Origin of the sequence: Roseovarius sp. MMSF_3298 (assembly GCF_030733705.1) — a bacterium.
Classification (GTDB): Bacteria; Pseudomonadota; Alphaproteobacteria; order Rhodobacterales; family Rhodobacteraceae; genus Roseovarius; species Roseovarius confluentis.
The window spans coordinates 1-21,535 of sequence record NZ_JASHIN010000036.1 but is presented as its reverse complement, the minus strand read 5'-3'; the positions used below and the strand labels follow the sequence as shown (position 1 = coordinate 21,535).

General features: G+C 57.2%; 23 protein-coding genes and 2 pseudogenes. 20 read left to right on the top strand and 5 right to left on the bottom strand.

Annotation, left to right across the window (positions count from 1 at the left end; genetic code table 11):
• Window positions 1-146: 146 nt before the first annotated feature.
• From RBB18_RS21020 to RBB18_RS21010, 3 genes are all read left to right on the top strand, one after another.
• Window positions 147-1,262, top strand: coding sequence for a Zn-dependent alcohol dehydrogenase (locus RBB18_RS21020; protein ID WP_306112389.1), 1,116 nt, complete (start codon window positions 147-149; stop codon window positions 1,260-1,262).
• On the top strand, window positions 1,259-2,008 hold the full coding sequence (locus RBB18_RS21015) for an alpha/beta fold hydrolase (RefSeq protein ID WP_306112390.1): 750 nt from the start codon (window positions 1,259-1,261) through the stop codon (window positions 2,006-2,008). The genes RBB18_RS21020 and RBB18_RS21015 overlap by 4 nt, the downstream gene beginning before the upstream one ends.
• 87 nt (window positions 2,009-2,095) lie before the next feature.
• Window positions 2,096-3,595: an NAD(P)/FAD-dependent oxidoreductase gene (locus RBB18_RS21010; protein WP_306112391.1), complete on the top strand. Its 1,500-nt coding sequence runs from the start codon at window positions 2,096-2,098 to the stop codon at window positions 3,593-3,595.
• A 260-nt stretch (window positions 3,596-3,855) separates the two neighbouring features.
• Here the strand turns inward: RBB18_RS21010 and RBB18_RS21005 are convergent, their stop codons facing one another.
• From RBB18_RS21005 to RBB18_RS20995, 3 genes are all read right to left on the bottom strand, one after another.
• Window positions 3,856-4,749 carry an IS481 family transposase gene (locus RBB18_RS21005; RefSeq protein WP_306112392.1) on the bottom strand — a complete coding sequence of 298 codons (894 nt, stop codon included), beginning with the start codon at window positions 4,747-4,749 and terminating at the stop codon, window positions 3,856-3,858.
• 237 nt (window positions 4,750-4,986) lie between these two features.
• Window positions 4,987-5,709: a helix-turn-helix transcriptional regulator gene (locus RBB18_RS21000; protein WP_306112393.1), complete on the bottom strand. Its 723-nt coding sequence runs from the start codon at window positions 5,707-5,709 to the stop codon at window positions 4,987-4,989.
• Window positions 5,710-5,836: 127 nt separating this feature from the next.
• Window positions 5,837-6,592, bottom strand: a complete 756-nt coding sequence (locus tag RBB18_RS20995; RefSeq protein ID WP_306112394.1) for a hypothetical protein — start codon at window positions 6,590-6,592, stop codon at window positions 5,837-5,839.
• A gap of 64 nt (window positions 6,593-6,656) precedes the next feature.
• Here RBB18_RS20995 and RBB18_RS20990 point away from each other — a divergent pair.
• The 10 genes and pseudogenes from RBB18_RS20990 to RBB18_RS20945 all read left to right on the top strand — a co-directional run.
• Window positions 6,657-6,863 (top strand): annotated as a pseudogene (locus tag RBB18_RS20990) (IS6 family transposase); the annotation flags it as partial.
• A gap of 13 nt (window positions 6,864-6,876) precedes the next feature.
• Complete coding sequence (locus tag RBB18_RS20985) at window positions 6,877-7,116, top strand: hypothetical protein (protein ID WP_306112395.1); 240 nt, start codon at window positions 6,877-6,879, stop codon at window positions 7,114-7,116.
• Between the two features lie 101 nt (window positions 7,117-7,217).
• A complete protein-coding gene (locus RBB18_RS20980) occupies window positions 7,218-8,168 on the top strand; it encodes a LysR family transcriptional regulator (protein ID WP_306112396.1) in 951 nt (316 codons plus the stop codon).
• A 386-nt stretch (window positions 8,169-8,554) separates the two neighbouring features.
• Entirely contained in the window at window positions 8,555-9,847 is a 1,293-nt protein-coding gene (locus tag RBB18_RS20975; protein WP_306112397.1) for a mandelate racemase/muconate lactonizing enzyme family protein, read from the top strand.
• On the top strand, window positions 9,844-10,905 hold the full coding sequence (locus tag RBB18_RS20970) for an ABC transporter substrate-binding protein (protein ID WP_306112398.1): 1,062 nt from the start codon (window positions 9,844-9,846) through the stop codon (window positions 10,903-10,905). Before RBB18_RS20975 ends, RBB18_RS20970 begins: the two co-directional genes overlap by 4 nt.
• A gap of 50 nt (window positions 10,906-10,955) precedes the next feature.
• Window positions 10,956-11,831, top strand: coding sequence for an ABC transporter permease (locus RBB18_RS20965; protein ID WP_306112399.1), 876 nt, complete (start codon window positions 10,956-10,958; stop codon window positions 11,829-11,831).
• Complete coding sequence (locus RBB18_RS20960; protein ID WP_306112400.1) at window positions 11,828-12,658, top strand: ABC transporter permease; 831 nt, start codon at window positions 11,828-11,830, stop codon at window positions 12,656-12,658. The genes RBB18_RS20965 and RBB18_RS20960 overlap by 4 nt, the downstream gene beginning before the upstream one ends.
• 38 nt (window positions 12,659-12,696) lie before the next feature.
• The gene (locus RBB18_RS20955) at window positions 12,697-13,779 is read left to right on the top strand and encodes an ABC transporter ATP-binding protein (RefSeq protein WP_306112401.1); all 1,083 of its coding nucleotides are present in this window, start codon (window positions 12,697-12,699) and stop codon (window positions 13,777-13,779) included.
• A 132-nt stretch (window positions 13,780-13,911) separates the two neighbouring features.
• The gene (locus RBB18_RS20950; RefSeq protein WP_306112402.1) at window positions 13,912-14,349 is read left to right on the top strand and encodes a LysR family transcriptional regulator; all 438 of its coding nucleotides are present in this window, start codon (window positions 13,912-13,914) and stop codon (window positions 14,347-14,349) included.
• A gap of 88 nt (window positions 14,350-14,437) precedes the next feature.
• Window positions 14,438-15,148, top strand: a complete 711-nt coding sequence (locus RBB18_RS20945) for an IS6 family transposase (protein WP_306112403.1) — start codon at window positions 14,438-14,440, stop codon at window positions 15,146-15,148.
• Window positions 15,149-15,347: 199 nt separating this feature from the next.
• On the opposite strand, the gene RBB18_RS20940 is transcribed toward RBB18_RS20945, so the two are convergent.
• The gene (locus tag RBB18_RS20940) at window positions 15,348-16,019 is read right to left on the bottom strand and encodes a hypothetical protein (protein ID WP_306112404.1); all 672 of its coding nucleotides are present in this window, start codon (window positions 16,017-16,019) and stop codon (window positions 15,348-15,350) included.
• A gap of 632 nt (window positions 16,020-16,651) precedes the next feature.
• Window positions 16,652-16,945 carry a hypothetical protein gene (locus RBB18_RS20935; RefSeq protein WP_371931685.1) on the bottom strand — a complete coding sequence of 98 codons (294 nt, stop codon included), beginning with the start codon at window positions 16,943-16,945 and terminating at the stop codon, window positions 16,652-16,654.
• Between the two features lie 169 nt (window positions 16,946-17,114).
• Here RBB18_RS20935 and RBB18_RS20930 point away from each other — a divergent pair, with 169 nt between their 5' ends.
• The 7 genes and pseudogenes from RBB18_RS20930 to RBB18_RS20900 form a co-directional block, all read left to right on the top strand.
• The gene (locus tag RBB18_RS20930) at window positions 17,115-17,465 is read left to right on the top strand and encodes a hypothetical protein (protein ID WP_306112405.1); all 351 of its coding nucleotides are present in this window, start codon (window positions 17,115-17,117) and stop codon (window positions 17,463-17,465) included.
• Window positions 17,466-17,511: 46 nt separating this feature from the next.
• Window positions 17,512-18,126 carry a lytic transglycosylase domain-containing protein gene (locus RBB18_RS20925; RefSeq protein WP_306112406.1) on the top strand — a complete coding sequence of 205 codons (615 nt, stop codon included), beginning with the start codon at window positions 17,512-17,514 and terminating at the stop codon, window positions 18,124-18,126.
• Window positions 18,123-18,413, top strand: a complete 291-nt coding sequence (locus RBB18_RS20920; RefSeq protein ID WP_103764557.1) for a TrbC/VirB2 family protein — start codon at window positions 18,123-18,125, stop codon at window positions 18,411-18,413. Before RBB18_RS20925 ends, RBB18_RS20920 begins: the two co-directional genes overlap by 4 nt.
• Window positions 18,414-18,421: 8 nt before the next feature.
• Window positions 18,422-18,700: a type IV secretion system protein VirB3 gene (locus RBB18_RS20915; protein ID WP_306112407.1), complete on the top strand. Its 279-nt coding sequence runs from the start codon at window positions 18,422-18,424 to the stop codon at window positions 18,698-18,700.
• Window positions 18,690-21,065, top strand: a complete 2,376-nt coding sequence (locus RBB18_RS20910) for a type IV secretion system DNA-binding domain-containing protein (RefSeq protein ID WP_306112408.1) — start codon at window positions 18,690-18,692, stop codon at window positions 21,063-21,065. The genes RBB18_RS20915 and RBB18_RS20910 overlap by 11 nt, the downstream gene beginning before the upstream one ends.
• Window positions 21,062-21,229: a hypothetical protein gene (locus tag RBB18_RS20905; RefSeq protein ID WP_306112409.1), complete on the top strand. Its 168-nt coding sequence runs from the start codon at window positions 21,062-21,064 to the stop codon at window positions 21,227-21,229. Before RBB18_RS20910 ends, RBB18_RS20905 begins: the two co-directional genes overlap by 4 nt.
• A gap of 55 nt (window positions 21,230-21,284) precedes the next feature.
• A pseudogene (locus RBB18_RS20900) lies at window positions 21,285-21,535 on the top strand (lytic transglycosylase domain-containing protein); the annotation flags it as partial.

The following is a 21,535-nucleotide window of genomic DNA, read 5'->3' as shown; positions in this document are numbered from 1 at the left end:
CGGGGCCAGCCAGGCAGACAGCCGGCAGAAGTCGGCAGAAAGAATTTGTCCAAATAAGAAATGCGGATTACACGGTAGTTGCGTAGGCAACTTTATTTTGGCGCTGTTCCCAATTGAAGGGAGGCGCGGGAGGGACTCAGATGGGAATGAAATTCAAGGCCGCAGTCCTGCACAGTGTCGGTGAAATGCTCGTGGAGGAATGCGTTGAGCTGGGCCAACTCGGGCCGCATGACGTGCTAGTGAAGGTTCGCGCCGCGGGGTTGTGCCACACCGATCTCGAGGTTATCGACGGCTCTCTCCACCTGCCGCTTCCGATGGTTCTGGGGCACGAGGCATCGGGAATCGTCGAGGAGATCGGTACCGACGCCCAAGGGATCGCAGTCGGCGATCACGTAATCCTGTCGTGGAACCCGAATTGCGGCCATTGCTTCCACTGCGAGCGGGATCAGCCGATCCTATGCGACACTTACCTTGCCAACACATCGGCTGGATTTGCATTCGACGGCCATCACAAGCTGGCGGGCGCAAATGACCAACCCCTACACCAGATCATGTTTCTCGGAGCTTTCGCGGAATATTGCGTGGTGCAGGACCAGCAGGCCATCGTCATCCCGCGCGAGATGCCGTTCGACGCCGCTGCCCTAGTCGGATGCGGCGTCATGACGGGCGTCGGTGCGGCCATCAACGTCGCGCAACTTCGCCCAGGCATGACAGTCATGGTGATCGGCTGCGGTGCGGTCGGGCTGGCGGCAGTCCAAGGCGCAGCATTGGCCGGAGCGCGCAAAATCATCGCCGTCGATCTTAACCCCGCGCGTTTGAAGACCGCGGGCGGCATGGGGGCAACCTGTCTCATCGACGCCAGCCGCGAATTGCCAGCAGACCGCGCCCGTCAGCTTTCAGGGGGACGCGGGGTCGATGTCGTCCTCGAATCCGCCGGTAGCGAGGCTGCCTTCCGACTCAGCATGGAGGCTGTGCGTCCGGGCGGCCAAGTGGTCTGGCTCGGCAAGACGGACGTCAATGCGGATGTGGCCTTCCGCTGGGGCTCGCTCATGCAGGAAAAGCGCATCACGCGCTCGAGTTATGGTGGTGCGCGCCCACGACGTGACTTCCCCTTTCTTTGCGATGCCTACCTGGAGGGACGGCTGAACATCGACGCGTTGATTTCGCAGCACATCACACTGGGTGAAGTGAATCAAGGCTTTGAAAGACTGCGCCGTGGAGAGACGATCAGAAGTGTAATTATGTTTGGCGACAAAAAATGATAATCGCGACAGAAAGTGGTCCTATACACTGCTTGGAGGCCAGGGCCGAAAACGCTGGCGGAACTATTGTCCTGCTGCACGGCATCCAGGGTTCGGCATCGGCCTGGAGCGATGTGATGCCATATCTTACGGCAAGGTACCACGTCATCGCTCCAAATTTGAGGGGGCGGGGTCGCTCCTTCACCCCGATCCGGCCTGAAGACTATTCACTGGGCTGCTTCGCGGGCGATTTGGAGGCGGTATTGGCCGAAATCAAAGGACCGATCCTGATCGTCGGTTGGAGTATGGGCTGCCTGACGATCCTCCAATATCTGAAGCACCAAGGCACGGCAAATGTGGCCGGACTCGTCCTCATGTCCGGCAGTGCCTGCCTCCGCGCCAGCAACCCGCCTGCGCACTGGTTTCAAGGAGACTCCCCCACCGAACTGATCGCCGACGCCGCCCGCAGGGCGCAGCGCCTCGGGCTGACCGACACAGCAACGGATACCGCGGTCGCCGGCGCCTGGATTGGCGTGCGAGATGTCGACCTGCGTGAAACCCTGCCCCGGATCGGAATCCCAACGCTGATCTTGCACGGCGAAGACGACCCGGATTGTCCCCCGCACCACGCCCAAGAGATGGCCGCGGCGATTGCTGGCGCCAGCTTGGAGATCTGGCCGTCCTGTGGTCACGTGCCGATGGCTGACCATCCTGGTCGCGTGCACGCCCGCCTCCTGAGCTTCGCGCAAACAGTCTTCGAAACATGAGAACGCGGACTTGATTCCCCTCCATATAGTTGCTATAGCAACTATATGGAGGGGCCGCAGATTGCTCAGGTCGAAGGAGGAGTGAAAATGGCTGCTGAAGACACCCTTGCGTCTATCGGGCGCGAAGCAGAGTTGCTGGACGTGCTGATCGTGGGGGCGGGGATATCGGGAATTGCCGCCGCCAGCTACCTCCGCGACAGAAGACCAGACGACAGGATCTTCATCGTCGACAAGATGGACAGCTTCGGCGGCACTTGGAAGACCCACACCTATCCTGGTGTCCGGTCCGACAGCGATCTATACACTTTCGGGTACAGCTTCAAACCCTGGACAGGAAAACCCATCGCCACCGGCGCCGAAATCCTCGAGTATCTCGGTGAAACGATCCGGGAGAACGGGCTGACCGATCTCATCCACTACGGCTACCTGGTCAGAAGTGCGGACTGGAGCAGCGAAGACGCCGTCTGGTCAATCGTGCTGCAGCACGTTGCATCCGGCACAAACCGGCGGCTGCAAGCACGCTTTCTCTGGATGTGCCAGGGCTATTACGATCACGATCATCCATACGTCCCAGAATGGAATGGCCTCGAGACATTCCGGGGACAGGTAATTCATCCCCAGCAATGGCCCTCCGACTTCGATGGGACGGGCAAGCATGTGACGGTCATCGGCTCGGGCGCAACGGCGGCCACGCTGGTACCTAGCATCGCCGACGAGGTTGGGCATGTGACCATGTTGCAGCGCTCGCCCACCTATTTCCTGTCGCTACCGAATGTCGAGGACACCGCTGACTTCCTACGCAAGCTCAACGTCCCAGATGAGTGGGTACACGAGATCGCCCGCCGGAACATCATCCATAACCTCAAGGAATTCCGGACCCGCTGCTTGCAGGAACCCGAAACCGTCCGGACCGAGCTGATCGAGGGCCTGCGTGATATCCTCGGGGACGACTTCGATCTCCCGACGCATTTTACCCCGACCTACCCGCCGGGCCGCCAGCGCATCGCCCGCGTGTCGGATGGAGACTTGTTCAAGGCCTTCGCAGATGGGAAGGCCTCGGTCGTCACCGACAACATTGACTGTTTCGTGCCTGAGGGCATCCGCCTCGAATCCGGCAAGACCATCGAGACCGACATCGTTGTCTCGGCGACGGGCTTCAACCTCTGTGCCTTCGGGGACGTGGCCTTCGCGATTAACGGCGTGCCGCTGGACCTGCACGATACTGTGGGCTACAGAAGCATGATGTTCACCGGTGTGCCGAACATGGCCTGGATCATGGGGTACTTCCGCGCCTCATGGACATTGCGGGCCGAGCTTGTAGCGGATTTCGTGACCCGCCTGCTTACCCACATGGAGGAAAACGGCAAGACCTCGGTCATGCCGCAACTTAGACCGCGCGACCGAGACATGCCGATCTCTGACTGGGCAGACGAGACCGATTTCAATCCCGGCTATCTACTGCGCGGACAGGGCAAACTGCCGCGGCGTGGGAATACCCCCGAATGGAAGTTGGAACAGGACTACTGGGTCGAGCGTGTCGAGTTCGATAAGATTGACCTCTGGGATCCCGTATTCGCATATAACTGATGCCAGCTCTGCTGATGGCGTGGATGCCCCCTCCAGACGGCATCGCAATGTGCCAATGTGATGAGTGTGAAAACATCACAGAAGGAGTTATGCATAGCCTCGACCACACCGCTTTCGTCAACGCCTGCCTCGATGACCGCGGCGTCGGACATCACACTTTGCAAGCCGATGCCATAGGTCTGCGAACGTTCGACCGTTTCTCGTGCCAGGCCTGACCAAGTTGTAAGGTGCGGTTACTCGTGGGACATCCCGTCTGTTGATTATAGCTTCTCTCTGAGCGCTTCGTAAGGCGTCATTCCGTTGTGTGCGCCGTGCGGCCTGTGGAAGTTGTAGAAGCGCTCCCACTCGCCCAACTTTGCTTCAAGATCGACATCGCCTTTGTAGCTCAGCAACTGGTAGAACTCTTGCCCATCCGACCTGTGTGACCGTTCCACCTTACCGTTCAGCTGCGGCGTCCCGCGCTTGATGTAAGCATGGCGGATGCCAAGATCCTCGACATGCCAATGGAATTTGGCCTGGAACTCATGGCCATTATCCGTCCTGATTTCGCGGATGCGGAACGGGAACTTTTCAACGACGTGGTCAACAAAGTTGATTGCATTGGCTTGGGTGTGCTTTTCGTAAACCTTCAGCGCCCGAACCCGCGTGGCGTCATCGATGGCGGTGTATTGGAACCGGCGTACCTTCTCACCTTTCTCGCCTATGAAGGTCAGGAACTTAACATCCATCTGGATGTGATGTCCGGGTACCTGCTTCTGATAACGCTTGGTGTGGACCTTGCGCATGCGAGTGCCGCGAGGGAGGCGGTTAAGCCCATGGCGGCGCAGGATGCGCGAAACCGTGGCGTCAGACAGTTTGATGTCGTGATAGCGCTCCAAGTACCAGACGATCCGCATCGGGCCGAGGTGATACTTGCGTCGAAGATAAAGTACCTTGTCCTCGCGCTCAGGCGGCGTCCGATTGGCATGCCACTTGGGCATGGGCGGCGCGTTGATCAGGCCAGCTTCGCCACGCTCCGCATAGGCTTGACGCCAACGGTAGAAGCTGGATCGACCTATCCCGAAATAGCGGCAAGTCCTCGCGACGTGACCAATCTCCTCCGCATGTCGCAGTATCCGCAACTTGCGTTGGATCTCGCGTTGATCTTTGGTCATGAACATCTCCTTCTTCCCAAACCTGGGAGGTTAAAGAAAATGTCCCGCGAGTAACGGCATATCTACAGGCAGAAAAACTACGACAGGGGAATAAAGTCGGCGTTCAACTTTACCGTCTCGCTACCTGGGGTAGTAGAGTGGAAGGCTAACGGCTTCGACCGTCATTCTTCCGAAGTTTGCATAGCTTTGCCCAAAAACCACGCCAAGTCCGTTCTGGAGAAGCCAAAACCCGTATGATTATGACAGCTCTCTGGAATAGTTGATGATCCTGATTTCGCCACCGAGACTTAGTACAGGAACAAGGATCCGTGCGTATGCGTAGTCGATTTTCTCCCCAGTGATCGGGTTCAAAACGTTGATCTCTTCAATAGAGAGTTTCGGGCCTTCGTTCCGACTGGCAACATAGTCATTTTTGAAACGTTCCATGGATCTTCCGGTGAGCCCATCGATGACCTTCTGCAACATTTCCGGGCTTTCCGTTCCCAAGGTTCGACAGGCCAAACTTTTCGCGCCGACGCGGATAACCGTCGGTCGTTCAGTTATCAGTGGATCTTGATATACATCTACGTGCTCCAAGACTTCCGGGTTTCTCCAAAATCCGTTTGTGTCGTTCCACCACCAACGAAGGAGCTCGAAAGCATCGAGGCGCTCCTGACCTATCTTGGGAAATGCGTTGCCACGAAGTATGCCAACGGTCGATCTGAAAGCTTCTTCGGTCGCTGGAAGCGCGAACTTTGAAGGGTCCTCCTCGACATTTCCTTCCAAAAGCTCTTTCGGTGAGACATTCAGGTAGGCGGCAAGTTTTACCAGATCGGACGCCCGCGGCTCGCTGCGGGAACGAGCCGGCTTTAACCAACCTTTTGCGGTATCAATTGGGAAGCCCGCTTCTTTCGAGAGGGTCGACGTGTCGATACCACGAGAAGACATGATGTGTTTTAGGTTACGCTGGAAGTTCGACATGCGGTATCTATACCAGATGCGGAACGCGTACCAAGACTTACGGCAATGTAACCGTGGGTTAGCACATCAAAGGTCTACAACGGCTAGCTAGCCGATCCGACCGCAGATGATTGCTTCAATTCATCATTTAGTAGTCGACTTGTTCGAATCCATAGTTTCCTTGGAAATCAAGCCAATCTACGAACACGGATCTGTTCTGGACAGCGGGGCAATGATCCCCCCAGCCTTTCAGGCCGATATGCTCTTCCGGAACAGCCGAAGGAGATGAAGTCTGCCACGAAAACTCTCCTTGGTTTCCATAGGTGCCAAGGAACACGCTGGCATATCTCCTGCATTGCTCTTGCTCGCCGACCAGTCTTTGTGAGGCAAGGCGAATGTCAAAAACACGAATCGATCGCACGAAATCGAATTCGGGTCCGCTAACATCGATGTCCGCGCGACCCTGTACGAACCAGAGGGCGTCGTCGGTGGGGAAGGGATCAGTCGTGATATGTGGAGAGTGCTGAGCGACTCGTGCTAACTCCGCCGATAAGTCGAGATCGCTTGCTGGCAAGAATTGGAGTTTTCGGTGACCGTCCGGTCCAAAAAAGACGTCAAAAGTGCGGGCTGCGCTGTTCGGCCGGCGATCGGTTTCATAAGAGGCCCCCATTGGACAGCGCCAGATTTGCAGCGGCGGCTCGACTGGCCAAGGTGTAATTCTTCGGATGAATTCAGCACGCGCCCGTGCACAAGGCACCGAAGCTGGCCAGCCACCGGACAGACAAAGGAGAATCGCACAGTCGATTGGGTATGTCTGCGCACGCGCGGGCATCGGCAGCAAAAAACCTGTTGCGGTCAAAGCAAGTGCGAGTGAGGGGAGCAGCTTTTTGAAAAAATGACGCATGCAGAGGAGCCTCCGTTAAAGGAGTTTATCCTACATACGATAGTATAGTATCGCAACAATAAATATAATCACCGACAAACTTCGCTCATGTGGTCCTGCAAAACGGGAGGTCATGCCCCTGGTCGAGCATCGCTCACGAAAAGGTCTCAACAACCCGGCGGAGAATTCCCAGCAAGCAACCCGGCGCCGCAAGTAGATGATGAAACTGTTCAAATCCCCCTGTCATGTCCAGAGATTTGTTTCTATCCACGATCCCATTGCTAATCTGTTCAGCCCTGCGGCTCATGTTCGCCGATCTCATCGCCTGCCTGCGCCTGAAGGAGCCGGGTCCGGACGAGCAGGAGCCCGCCGCAACGCAGAGATCGCGGCGGCGCCAGGCGAGGGTGATGCGGGCGACACCGAAGAAGCCCGGTGCCGACAACCTGCAGCCCGAGGAACTGGACCGTGAAAACGGTGTGCCGCCTCAATGGGAAGAGATGCTCGACCGGCAGGAGAGTTTCATCGAGGACCTGTTGGGGGAGTAGTCGGTAAGGATATGCGATCACGGCGGATCGGAAGTTGGATGGCGCGGAGGAACAGTGTAAACCTTAGCCAACGCAGCAGAAAATCGGTTTTCCGAAAGAGTATGAAAAGACCCGCTCCCCATACGCTCTATGCCTTTGAAGCCGCTGCGCGCCTCAATTCATTCTCGAAGGCCGCGATAGAGCTCCAGATTACTCAGCCTGCCGTTAGCCGCGCAATCGCCGCACTTGAAGAACAAACAGGCGAGCAACTCTTTGTTCGCTCCGGTCCGACCATTCGGCTGACTCAGAAGGGCGAGGAACTGAGCGCTATTCTTTCGAAGGCGTTTCAATCGGTGGATTCCTTGCTCGGCCAATGGAAAGCCCAAGGCAACCAAACCTCAGTCCTTCTGTCGATCTCCTCGTCAATGGCCGCCCATTGGCTCATTCCACGCATGTTCGATTTTCGTCAGAAGTTCCCAGATGTCGAGCTCCGTTTTGCCATGATGGCCGGGGCGGTCGGTGACGGTCCTGTCACTGCCGATCTTGGGCTAAGACGCTGGGGTCCGGAAAGACCGCCAAGTGCCGAAACGCTCTATCTGCCGGAGATCATTCAGCCAATGGCGTCCCCGGAGTATCTCAGGCGGAACGGGCCGCTCGACAGTCCGTCAAACCGGCGATCGCATACTCTGATCTCCCTCAGCGACCATTGGTGCGACTGGCAAACTTTCTCGGAAAACAGCGGTGTGGCTTTGCCTGAACAAAGCACGGATCTGCATTTCTCCGACTACTCCGTGGCGCTGGAATCTGCGATCAACGGTCAAGGTGTCGTTCTGGGATGGCTCTCGGTGACATCGAGACTGATCCGTTCAGGAAAGCTGCTGGCAGCCTCGAAGGCGTTCTACGCATCCGGCGCGACCTACAACCTAGTTACCAATCAAAACTATCTTCCCAGCGACCTGGTTCAGAGGGTCCGCGAATGGATGAAGGATGAAGTGCGTGCCGATCTTCTGAAGATCAAGAAGTCCAGACCGACGTTCGCCTTTGCTCGCGAGATCGCCTTGGCCGCCGATTAAGCAACCTCTCGATCCTGGCTCCAGCTAGAACATCTCGAAGTTGACTATCGTCATGAGCCTGATTCCAGAAGCGTTATGATAATTGTCAGTTATGATAAGAATTAACCCGGCCACACACAAAAACAGAAAAATAAAATTAACTATTTGTTGTTTAATAATAATCTTGATGGGTATGTAGTCGCTTGACGAGCGCATCCAGGTAATAGTTACTCGACTGACATGAAATCGTCACATGCCCGAGGCTCAGCCTTGATCGCGGTCGAATGCCGCGAGTGGCGAAACAGGGATTAGCATTGTCTGCATCGCGCAATGTCTGACACCCCGGTGACGGGGTGCGGTCACTTGCACTCTTCTGATGCCGACAGACAGGAGCGTCAGGACTGCACGTGAAAGTAACATCAGCGACCATCTATCATGTCAAAGGGGAGGGCCTGAAGCCAGTCATCGTGCGGCTCGAAACCGACGCGGATATCGTCGGTCTCGGCGAGGCAGCACCATCCTATGGCGTGGGCGGTACCGCGGCCGCTGGCATGATCAAGGATCTCTGTGAGCGGTTTGTCGTCGGAAAGGACCCGCGAAGGATCAATGCCCTCATTGGCGAGATGCGCGACCAATCCTTTTGGTTGCGAAATCCAGGTGGGATCGCGGGCGCGGGCCTTAGCGCAATTGAACAAGCGCTTTGGGACATCAAGGCCCGCGCACTGAACGTACCCGTCTACGAACTCTTCGGCGGCAAGATGCGCGACAGCCTCGTCTACTACGCCAATGGCTGGTATTTCGGCGCGACATCGGAGGCCGATCTTCTGGCCAAGGCAACCGAAGCGGTAAAGCACGGCCATCCGGCCATCAAGATGTATCCGCTTGCGCGGATCCACCAGAACGGAACACTCCAGCATCCCGTCAACCGATGCGCGGACGACCGAGAAGCTGTCGCACATGCCATAGATCTTGTCGGCAAGGTTCGCGACGCCATCGGGATGGAGACAGGCCTTATGCTTGACCTGTCCGGTGGCCTTTCTGTCGACGATACCATCCGCTTCTGCCGTGGCGTCGAGCAGTATGACATCTCCTTTGTAGAGGAGATCATCGATCCCAGCGATGTCGGCGTGATGGAACAACTCAAAGGGTCGATCGGCATCCCGATCGCCACCGGGGAGCGGCATTATCTCCTGGGAGGATACCGCGAACTCTTGGCGACGCGTTCCGTCAACATTCTACAGCCGGATGTCGGCAATGTCGGCGGGTTTGCCGAGGCTTTCAAGGTCGCCGCTCTCGCCAATTCCTATGGCCTGAAAGTCCAGCCGCATGTCTGTGCGAGCTCAGTTGGGGCGAGTGTCGCGATGCATCTGAGCGCTTGTATCCAGAACTTCTATGTTCAGGAGCACTTCCCGTACTGGCCGCGTGTGAAAGGCTACATCGAAGTCGCAACGGAGCCATTTGAGGCGCGGGCCGCGAATGGCGCGATCTCCCTTTCAGATGCTTCCGGCTATGGCGTGGTGCTGAACGACACCGTCATGCAGCTGCACATTTGGAGCCAAGTGAAGAGCGAGGAAGCTCCCCAACTCTACCTCGCGTCCGCTCAAGGGCGTAGTGCTGAGGTAGCCGAGGCCGCACCCGAAATCCCGGTTAGCCGTGCCGGCGATGACTGCCTCAAAACGCAAACAGGAGAGGAAAAATGAAGATAACACAGACCCAGAACCGAAACACTCCCAACCGTCGGCAGGTCCTCGGTGGGCTCGGGGCCGGCGTTCTCGCTGCACCCGTGGTTCTTTCACCCAGTCGGGCACTCGCCGCGGATCCCTTAGTGTTGGTCACTTGGGGCGGCAGCTATGCAGAGATCATACAGGGCGTCATCGTCGACCCTTTCACGAGCGACACGGGCATCCCGATGTCGTTGGTTAGCGGACCTGACCTGGCTAAGGCGAAGGCACAGGTCACGACCGGAAACCTGGAATGGGACCTCTTCGACGGTAGCGGCGGAACGCTGCTCAACGCCGCGAACGAGGGACTTTTCGAGGAATTGGATACCAGCATCGTTGACACCTCGAACCTGGTTGCCCGGGCGACCCCACATTGTATGCCCTTCCTAATCTATGCCGGCGGGATCGCCTATGACCCGGCGCGGACAGACAATCCGGCTCAAACCTTTGCGCAGCTCTGCGATGAGTCCAATCATCCGGGTCGCATCGGCCTTCGCACGCGCGTTTCGGAAACCCTGGAACTTGCACTGCTCGCGGACGGTGTGAATCCGGCCAACCTCTATCCCTTGGATGTCGAACGCGCCTTCGCGTCACTTGAGAAGATCAAATCCAGGGTCGCCAAATGGATTGACCAGACCCCGCAGACAATCAGTTTGCTGACTTCGGGCGAGATCGACTATTCCTACACTTATAACGGTCGCGTCGCCACTGCGCAGAAGGAGGGGCTGAGCGTTGCCTTCGCAACAGATCAATCCCTGTTGCTGACCCAGTACTATTCGGTGCTGAAGGGATCGAAGAAGCGCGACGAAGCGATGCAGTTCATCGACTTTGCTTGCCGCCCGGAGATACAGGCCGACCTCGCAAATGCCTATTCCTCCGTCCCGCTGCGCCCCGGTATCCTGGAAACGCTGTCTGAAGAGGTTCGCGCCAACCTGCCTGATCCGGCCAACCCTGCCACGGTTCTCGTGAAGGAGGAGTTCTGGGCGGACAAGTTCACCGACCTCGATCGCCAGTTCAAGGAATGGCTTCTCACCTGATTAAAGCGAAATGCGGCCGCTATCTTTTGATGCGTGCGGATTGGAGTAACATGACTGACACCCAAACGGCGTATCGTAGCGGTCGCCTTTCACGACTGATGATGAGGTTGGGGTTCGGGACCTTCCTCCTGCCCCTGACCCTCTTCATGCTGCTGGTGTTCTGCGTTCCCCTGCTGGGCGTGGTTCGATCCAGCTTATATGACGAAGGCTGGTCGATCGAAGCATACCGGGATTTCGCGACCGGCGCCCTGTTTCACCGTGCGCTTTATAACACCTTGTCCATTGGTTTTTTGACCGGGCTGATTTCGGTCATTTGCGGATATTTCGTTGCCTACCATCTCTCGCGGATGAGCGGACGAAAGCGCCGTCTCTATCTTATCCTTGTCATGCTTCCATTCTGGACAAGTATCCTGGTCAAGAGTTTCGCTTTCACGGTCCTGCTGGGAACCAACGGGATTATTAACAACGCCCTGCAGGCGATCACCAACTCAGAGATTGTCATTCCCATGATCTTCAACCGCGCCGGTGTAATCATCGGAATGGCGCACTGGCTGATCCCATTCACGGTGCTACCAATCTTGAGCAGCTTGATGTCGCAGGACAAAGTGCTGCGCGACGCGGCGGAAGTAATGGGCGCCCGGCCGCGCGACGTCTTTTGGAAAGTCACATTCCCGTTGAGCCTTCCCGGAGTGCTGGCTGCAGGCCTGATGGCTTCGGTTATCGGAATGGGGAGTTTTGTAACACCGGCGCTGCTGGGCGGCCGCAAGGATCTGATGATGGCCAATCTCGTCGACTTCTACATCCGTGAAGCACTGGACTGGCGCATGGCGGCTGCAATCGCCGTCATTCTCATCCTCGTGGCGCTATTCATCCTCTCGGGCGCGGCCTATGCGAGATCCCGACTGAGTGGGGAGGCAAGCACATGACCAATCGTAGTGAAGGAATTGGACGGAAACGACAGGGTATGTACCGTGGCGTGAGAACTTCGGTCATTGTCGCCTGGCTCGTCTACCTGTTTCTCATTATTCCGTCCGTGATCGTTGTTCCGATGTCCTTTGGCACCTCGGCAGAGCTCGTATTCCCGCCCAAAGAGTGGGGCCTTGATCTATATGCCAAGGCGATTGATCCGTCTCAGGGCTGGCTGGCGGCCGGCGGTCGGAGCTTCGTGGTTGGACTTCTGGCGACCGGGCTGGCTTTGCTCATGGGCGTCCCGGCGGCTTATGGCTTGTCGCGCACGAAGTTCCGTGGGCAGCAGGCACTCAATTTCATGCTGATGAGCCCTATTTTCGCGCCTACGATCGTCGTCGCGCTCGCACTATATCTCTACTTTGCGGCCTTGCGGATCAACGGGACGTTGCTTGGTCTGGTGATGGCCCATGCGGTCATCATCACGCCATTTCTGGTCGTGACGACGCTGTCCGGACTCAAGCATCTGGATCGGAACATCGAAAATGCGGCCATGGTGATGGGCGCCACCCGCCTGCAGATCTTCTTTAGCGTGGTGTTGCCCGCAATCAAGGGTTCGGTGTTTGCCGGGTCGCTGTTCGCGTTCCTGTTGTCTTTCGACGAAGTGATCGTTTCCTGGTTTGTTGCTAGGAGCAACGAGCCGACTTTGCCGGTCAAGATGTACAGTTCCATCCAATGGGAGGTCTCTCCGGTTTTGGCCGCGATATCGACCTTTCTGGTTCTTATCACGGTCGTTATCTCCGTCGTATCCGTTTTCACCCAATCCGCAAATTCAGACGGCCTGTGATCAGCCGAGAGTCACCAAAAAAGAAAGAAGCTAGCATAATGACGCCCAATAAATTGTCGCTGTCCGGAGTGGCGAAACACTACGGTGAGTTCACCGCGCTCCACCCGACGGATCTCGAAGTGAAGGAGGGCGAATTCGTCACGCTTCTGGGACCAAGCGGTTCAGGGAAATCGACCCTTCTGAAGATCGTTGCGGGTATGGAACTGCCGAGTGCCGGCACGGTTGTTATCAATGACCGTGACACGACCGATATGCCGGTCCGGGAAAGAGACCTCGGCATGGTGTTCCAGAACTACGCGCTGATGCCGCATCTGACAGTATTCAACAACGTCGCGTTTCCTCTCAAGGTACGCAAAACCGGTGCAGAGGAGATCAGGCGCAAGGTTGAAGAGGCACTTGGCACAGTCCAACTCGAAAATCTGAAAGACCGCAAACCGCATGCTCTGTCCGGTGGTCAACAACAGCGCGTTTCGATCGCCCGCGCCATCGTCTACAACCCGTCGCTCGTGTTGATGGATGAACCGCTGGGTGCTTTGGACAAGAAACTGCGCGAACAGCTTCAATACGAGATCAAGCACTTGCATGATCGCCTCGGCATTACGATCCTCTACGTAACCCACGACCAACAGGAGGCCATGTCGATGTCCGACCGCGTGGCCCTTATGAACGGTGGACGGATCGAGCAGATCGGCTCGCCAAGGGATTTGTATTTTGCACCCGAAACGGAGTTCGCGGCGGACTTCTTGGGCAACTCCAATTTCATGGATGCGATCGTATCAGGGTCGAAAGGTGACCATACTGTTTGTCGTCTGGCCTCCGGCCAAGAGGTCTCAGCCCAAACAAAGCGTGTCGTCGCGCCTGGTCAAAAGGTCCGGCTCATGGTCCGGCCAGAGCATATCCGTGTATTCACCGACGATCGCTCCGCACAAGCTTCAAACGTGGTGAAGGCCGCTTCTCTGGGGGCGACTTTCTTTGGCGACTCTATGGAAATCCATGCGCAGGTGGATGAAGGTACCGAGATGTCGGTCAAAGTGTCCAATGAGCACGCGTTGCCAGGCGTTTCTCAGGGAGAGGAAATGTATCTCGGCTGGGACGCCGCGCAGACACATTTGTTTGCTTGAACCGGCACTGGGGATAAATCTCTCCTCTTCCGCACCAGATTCTTGATACCTAGTGGGTTCTTGTGCCGTACTAGAACCGCCGAGCTGCGGGTTTAGCGATCGGCTTACGGGGCGTTCGCGTTAGGATTTTCTATGAAGAACCATGAGTTTGAGGCCTTCTATGAGGTCATGTTGACGGGCAGTATCACGGAAGCTGCCCGAAAGATGGGCCGAACCCAACCCGCGGTCAGTATGACGATCAAGACCCTGGAATCGCAACTGGGATTATCTCTGATCGAGCGAACACCTACCGGCCTCAAACCGCGTGTCGAAGCGCAGGTCATGTTCGAGCGGCTGCGCCCCGTTATGGAACAATTGCACGACATCGAACGGGACATGGTGGCGTTGACGCCGGGTTACATGCCCCGGATCTCGATCATCACCGCCAACAATGTAGGAACCTATCTGGTTCCGTCCCGCATGGAACCCCTGGCTGCCGCGGGGCAATCGATCCGCGTGATGAATGGATCGGCATCGCGCATTCTATCGGCATCGGAAGCGCAGCAACATGATATTGCCATTCATGGATGAGGGGCTTGGGTCGGTTCCAAAAGATGGGACCGTTGCATTAACCGTTGGGCGATAAGAGACACCGTTATCCCAAGCTGAGGAGTAAGCGATGATCCGGCGTAACCCGTTCAAGCGGCACAGGTTTCCGCGCGAGGTCATCTTGCTGGCGGTGCGCTGGTACTGTCGTTATCCGCTTTCGTGCCGGGACGTACAAGATATGCTTGCTGAGCGGGGTATCACTGTTGATGCTTCGACCGTTCACCGCTGGGTGCGAAAGTTTGGTCCCGAAATCCGGAAACGAGCCCAAGCCCGGCATCGCTCCTGGCGCGGGCTACAGTGGCATGTCGATGAGACCTACGTTCGCGCGGGCGGACGGTGGCGTTACCTTTGGCGAGCCGTAGATCAGTTCGGCCAACTGATCGATTTCCGCCTCACGGCGCGGCGGGATGCCAAGGCAGCAAGGGCATTTCTGCGCCAAGCGCGAGAGACCGTGCGGTGCTATCAGCCTCTTACCATCATTACCGACAAGGCGCACAGCTATGCAAAGGTGATCGGCGAGATCAATGGTCGCCTCGGGCCTGAAAATGCCATCCGCCACATTGACCGCAAGTGTTTGAACAATCGGATTGTGAGTGATCATGCCGCACTGAAGCAGCGATTGCGTCCCATGCGGGGGTTCCAGACACTGGCCGGAGCCAAGGCCGCGCTCGCCGGTATCGAAACCTTCCGCACCATTCGAAAAGGCCACTTCGAGAATTGTGAGACCGGGGTGATCAACGAGATTGCCTTCATCGCTAATCTGTTCCCGGAGGCTGCGTGACCGGAGAGCGATAGCGACGACCAACACGACGCTCTGACGTTAATGCAACGGACCCCCGAAACTCTCTATTGAAGAGATCAACGTTTTGAACCCGATCACTGGGGAGAAAATCGACTACGCATACGCACGGATCCTTGTTCCTGTACTAAGTCTCGGTGGCGAAATCAGGATCATCAACTATTCCAGAGAGCTGTCATAATCATACGGGTTTTGGCTTCTCCAGAACGGACTTGGCGTGGTTTTTGGGCAAAGCTATGCAAACTTCGGAAGAATGACGGTCGAAGCCGTTAGCCTTCCACTCTACTACCCCAGGTAGCGAGACGGTAAAGTTGAACGCCGACTTTATTCCCCTGTCGTAGTTTTTCTGAGTAATGAACGCAAAGAGACAATCCGGCTGCCATTTCAAAGTGGCGTATCCTATCGCATAGAAAACGAGATATCGGAACAGTTTGAAACCGGCGGCATCCTTGTTGACGAACAAATCTCCAAAATAAACGGAATTGTTTGACATATCACGGTCAAGGATTGTCGAAGTGTGGCGAACCACACTACCCGTCGTCGAGCCATAATGTCGGTTCATCGTACGCGTCCAAAAATCCGAAAATGCTTCATCTCCAAGACTGAACTGGCGCAGACCTAGACATCCGACCGTGGCGTCTCCCTTGAGCACTGTGATCCACGAATATTCGGGTTCACAAAAGTCATTCTCTTCCGGCGAAAGCATAGGCGTAAGATAACCTTTTCCCGCGCTTCTGATCCGATCAAATTCATCTACAGGAGTGAACGAGTGTTCAATCCTGTAGCCGGAAGTATCCATCTGTGCTTCTGCCTTGGTCATCGCCCTGGCCGCAATTGGAATAATGTCCATCACACCTAATCCGATCTCCGGAATCTACGCTTTACAACCTGAGATAGTGTTATAGGGTCACTGCTAACACAGCAACAGTCAAATATGACTCGGCGATGCTGAGCGACTTTTGGCAGACGCCTGATCAAGCGAGTTGGGTGGATCAAATGACAGGCGCATTCCTACGAAATAAGTCATCCATGAAAGGCTTTTTCTGCTTCCAATTTACGTTGGCGCGCTCGACTGCAAGCCGCTCAATCAAAAAATTTGAGGCCGTCGGCACGAGGTCCCGGGCTGGGAAAAACGTCGTCGAAAGAACGCGACTGTTCTGCCGATTCGAACCAATTTCTCGAATCAATCGTCCAAACCTTCAAAGAAGCCATAGCAAGGCAAGCATGAACGTGTCGGTCTCTAGTCTCGAGACTGATGCAAGATGAGTATCAAGACCAGGACAGAAGGAATTGCGACGAAGCGCATACGACGAGCCAGCGATGGCGAATGCGTTGGCATCGTCTATCTGTGGGACAATGGTGATGTTACGACACTTTGGATCGTAAGAACGGATGAACAGACCGTCAGTGAAGTGATTTCGGATAGAAGCGTTGGGTCGAAGAAATGAAGATCTTTTACCATCAGGCAAGTTCCGGAATATGCCCCTACTGTTCAATCAACTCGGTAAAGCGACCATACTCTTGACTTACCTCACGTGCCTCTTGGAACGCGCGGGCTCGTTCCGCTTCAAGACAACGCAAATAGTTCTGAATGTCTGTGATATAGGTTTCGAAGTCCCGTCGAATGATGTCGGCGTAGTCGCGTACTGCTTGCGAATCATCTGGAAGATAAGGGCGAACCGGAGCACTGCAGGTGGCCGCAGCACCTGCTCCAGGACAAAAAGCTACGAAGAAAAGCGCTTTCGTCGAGAGCTTTACGTTCAACAGTCGGGTTCTCAAAGCTCTAGTTTCCTTGATACACATATGGCGGCAGGCCTAGTGTCTGTGTAGGCGAGATACAGCCGTATCTACTGCAATATATCTTGCAGTTAATAATATACTATCGTAACTCTGGGCTTCAAGTAGTAATGCCGGGGGTTGCGCCTTTGTAGAGAGCGTGAGCCGGGCCATGGACTGGGAAATAGAAGCACCAAATGTGGTTACGGAGGCACGTTTCCGCGAACTCGTGGAAAGTGGTTACAGCGCTGAACTCCTCTGCCAGGAGTCGGCACATAAGAAGGGCCCCAGCTACTATGGGGTCTGGATCATGCGCGTTGTGTCTGACGAGGGCGTTGAGAAGCTGCTGGTTACAGCTCGCACCCGCACGACCCATAACGACATCAAGATCCGCGAGTTCAAAACCATCACGGGTGTGGTGTCCTTCCTCATCGGAATTGGTTTCTCCCACGCCGATGTGCCACTCGAAAAAGGTCAGCGGACCACGCAAAAGCTGGCTGCAACCGACAAAGGCAGCAGCTAGCAGCCTTCTCCTTTTCTGGTATCTCGCGGGTCCCGCCTCCGCCCAGATGGTACTGGTCATGGAGAGCGATGGCTCTCTGTCCCCGTCGCGCTCCCAGAACAGTTTTTCCCGCAACTACAATGACGGCATCGGTCAAGGCTCGGCAACAGATGGTCTCGCAATCATTGGTGAACGGGATGCTGAGCCAGAAGATTTTCAAATGGCTGCCCTCTCGCGGCCTGCTCCCCTGCCCCATGCAAACGTTCTCGCGGCCATCGAGGCGACTGGCCTTCGCTATGCAGGGCATCCAGGGCTACGCCGCGCGGGGCTCTCGGTTCGCGATTGGCTGACTCTTTATCGCGCCAATCTAGAGGTCGAGAGCGCTTACCGGCAGGATGCGGTCTCACATGAGGGTGCCATTGGTCTTGGTCAATTGACGCCCGCGACGGCGCGCGTTCTGGACGTCGACCCGCATGACCCGCTTCAGAACCTCGACGGCGCCGCCCGCTATCTTGCGGTGATGCTGGAGACGTTTGGCGATCCGCGCCTTGCCCTCGCAGCCTACAACGCCGGCCCGGATGCGGTCCGCCAGTATGGCGGCACTCCCCCCTACAGAGAAACCCAGAATCACGTGGCCCGTGTCATGGCCGTCGTGGCCCGATTGGAAGGATCAGATTCATGAGACAGACTTCAAACCTTTTTGTTGCCTCGTTGGCGTTCTTCCTACTCGTTGCAGAGCCTGCCCTTGCCCAAAGCATCGATCTCTCCCCGATCCAGAGCCTTTTGCAGGGTATCGTCGATGCGCTGACCGGGCCGCTCGGCGTTGTGATCGCGACGCTCGCCGTTCTGGGCGTCTTCCTAAGCTGGTTTTTCAACATCATCGATCTGCGCCAGGCGCTCTGGGTGCTTGTCGGCATCGCCGGGGTCGCCGCCGCTCCCACCATCGTTGCCGCGGTCTTTGGTGGCTGAGGGTTTTCATGGCTGAACGCTCACCCCTTTTCCTCGGCCTTGTGCGCCCGCCCAAGCTTCTGGGCCTGCCCACCATGTATGCGATGGTCTGGCTCTTCGGCTCGGTGCTCCTCTTCGTCTGGGTCCAACACATCGCTGTGCTGGGCGTGGCCGCCCTGCTCTACCCGGTGCTTTGGAAGGCCGCGGACTGGGATCCGCGCTTCATCGACGTGATGATGACGGCGCTGCAGGAAACCCCGCCGACGCGGAACCGTAGCATTCACGGCGGGGACAGTTATGCGCCCTAGTAAAGCCTTGGACGACGCCCTCGATCTCCGCACGATGACGCCGGACTGGAATGCCCGCGAAACCCGCCTCGCGCATATGCTTCCTTACGTCAGCCTGGTCGATGACCGCACTGTGCGGACGCGGGTCAACGAGCTTTTCCAGTGCATCCGGCTCGATGGGGTCAATAGCTACACGACAGACGATGCCTATCTCGACAAGGTGACCGCGCTCTTTGCCCGGATTATCGCGCAGCTGGGGCCGGAGTTCAGTTACTACGTCCACAAGGTCTCGAAGGCGATCACACCGGACCTCGAACCCGTGCGCGAGGACAGTTTTGCCGGAGACGTCGACCGGCTCTGGCGCGAGAAACTCGAAACCAGCGGGTTGCGCGACAAGACGCTGACCCTCACAGTCATCCACCGCCCGCCTCCCAGAAGCGTCCTGCCCTTCCTGAACCGCAGCGCGCCGGACCGGCTGAAGGAAGCGACCGAAAAGCGCCTGCGCCGATTGGGCGAGGCTGTGAATGTGTTCGTGTCGGGCCTGACGGAGCTGAACCCGCGTGTGCTTTCGGCCAAGTCTGGCGAGTTGATCGGCCTTCTGGGCGCGCTGAATACCGGCCAGGAATTGCCGCTTTATCCGGCGAACACCTTCGGCTTCCTGTCCTTCAACGTCGCCAATACCCGCGTGACGTTTCAGCGAGATCATTTCGAGCTTTCCGAAGGCGTCGTGGGACATCGCTACGGCAAGAGTTTCACCATCGGGGAATATTCCGAGGCCACCTCCTGCACCATGTTCGACATGCTGAACCTGCCTGTCGACATGATCGTCACGCACTCCTTCACGCCGATCAATTCGAACCTCATGGCGGGTCGCATCAAACGGCAAAAGCGCCAGATGCAGGCTTCGCAGGACGCGGCCCTGTCGCTCATGGAAGCGCTCGACATTGCTGCCGATGATCTCGAGGCCAAGCGCCAGAGCTTCGGCGAGCACCACATGGTCGTGACGATCTTCTCCGATACGCTGGACGAATTGCAGACGCTGAGCGCCGAGATCGTGAATGCCGCCGCCGCCGAAGGCGTGAAGATGATCGGCGAGAGGGTTGCCGCCAAGGCGCACTACCTCAGCCAACATCCCGGAAATCAGCCCAAGCGCGTGCGCGCCAGTGCGATCACCAATCGCAACTTCGCGGATTTCGCGGCGTTTCATCGGACCCAGCTTGGCAAGCCTCCTGGGAAGACCCCCTGGGGCCGGGTCATCACCTATCTGCCGACCCCCGAACAGAGCGCCTACCGGTTTTCCTATCACGAGCAAGGCTCGCCCGACAAAGAACCCACCAGTGGGCATACGCTCATCATGGGGCGGCCCGGCTCGGGCAAATCGGTGCTTTCCGCATTCCTCATGACGCAAGCCCGTCGAGCAGGGGCGCGGATCTTCGTCTTCGACTACCGTCTCGGTATGGAGATGGCGGTCCGCGCCAACGGCGGGCGCTACGCATCGCTCAAAGCCGGACAACCCACCGGCCTAAACCCGCTCTGGACTGAGGTCGACGCGCGCGGCACGGCCTGGCTTTCAGACTGGCTCGCCACCCTGCTCTATCGCGCAGACAAGCCGCTGACGCCGGCACAGACCAACCGCATCCAGGAAGTCGTCCGCCAGAACGCGCAGGCCTCCAATCCGGCCCTGCGGAACTGGCGGGATTTTGCATCGCTGTTCGTTTCGACCGATGATGGCGGCGATCTGCACCAGCGATTGCTCGAATGGACGGAAGAAGGCCGCTACGGCTGGATATTCGGCCAGACGTTGGAAGACACCTTCTCGCTCGAAGGCGATGTTGTGGGTTTCGATCTCACCGGCATTCTCGACAGCGAGGCCGAGAAGGAACGGATGGCGGTCCTATCCTATCTCTTCCGCCGGGTCGAGCGCGAGATCGAGGATCGTCGCCCCACAATCATCGTGATCGACGAGGCCTGGAAGGCGCTCGACAACGCGTATTTCGCCGAGCGGCTGTCGAACTGGCTGGTGACCGCGCGCAAGCAGAACACCGTCGCGGTGATGATGACGCAATACGCGAGCCAGCTTGAACGCACCCGGAGCGGCAAGACCATCGTCGAGGCGGTGCCGACGCAGATCCTGCTCCCGAACATCCGCGCCCATGCCGCCGACTACGCGATGCTGAACCTCTATGAGAAGGAACTCGATGTGCTTCTCAACACCGGCAGCGACAGCCGCCTTGCTCTCATCCGTGACGACCAGGGATCCATCGTCGCCGATGCCGATCTGAGCGCCCTCGGGCCGAATCTCACCATCCTCGGCGGCATGGAAAAGGGAGAGGCGCTCGTCGGCGCCGATTACCGCGACCGCCCTGATTTCTGGAGGCTTTCATGACACGCATTTTGTTGCTGCTCGCTACGCTTGGCGCTTTGGCCTCCTGCGCCCAGTATCAGGAACCGCAAGCCAATTGCTTCACCTTCCTAGCCTCAACGGCCCCCATCGCGCCGGATTGCAGCTTCACGCCCCTCGGCACACCGGAGGGTGACGTTGAGGTCTAAGCTGCTCCATATCCTGGCGCTTTGCCTGCTGCCCGGATCCGCCCTGTCCCAAGGGGTGCCTACCAATGACAGCAGGCTGACCGCGCGCGATATCGTCGAGACCGGCGATCGTGATGCAGACTTGGCCCTGCAGGCCGATAAGCTCGCCGTGCGCGAACTCATCGCTGAGATCGAACGTGAACAGCTGGCTACCTTACAGCGCATCCTCGATGCCCAGACAAGCTTTGGTGGTCAGGGCCTGCCAGCGATGGTCTCGAGCCTGGAGAGCGGCAGCGGCGATCCGGCGCGGTCCGTCGAGGCGGTCTA